The organism is Paraburkholderia sp. SIMBA_054, from assembly GCF_046534875.1.
In the GTDB taxonomy this organism is placed as follows: domain Bacteria; phylum Pseudomonadota; class Gammaproteobacteria; order Burkholderiales; family Burkholderiaceae; genus Paraburkholderia; species Paraburkholderia hospita.
Window position 1 is genome coordinate 1 of the sequence record NZ_JAWRXV010001768.1, and the last position, 234, is coordinate 234.

General features: G+C 51.3%; 1 protein-coding gene. It reads right to left on the reverse strand.

Annotated elements, in window-relative coordinates:
• Positions 1 to 72: 72 nt before the first annotated feature.
• Positions 73 to 228 (reverse strand): hypothetical protein, encoded by a 156-nt coding sequence (locus tag SB822_RS61170; protein WP_410859670.1) that lies wholly within the window; start codon positions 226 to 228, stop codon positions 73 to 75.
• Between the last annotated feature and the right edge of the window lie 6 nt (positions 229 to 234).

The following is a 234-nucleotide window of genomic DNA, read 5'->3' on the forward strand; positions in this document are numbered from 1 at the left end:
CTATAATAAAAACCCGCAGCCCCTGAACGCATTGAGCGACACTTCGCTCATTCAGGGATTGCGGGTTTTCTCTTATACTTCTCTTGTGGCGGTCGAGCGGATTTCCTGCCGCCTTGCGTAAATATTCTTGATGATTGTTTTCACGACGGCATAGAACGGAATCGCCAGAATGATTCCCCAAATGCCCGCAATGTTCCCGGCTGCCAGGATCAAGGTGATGACGGTCAGCGGGTG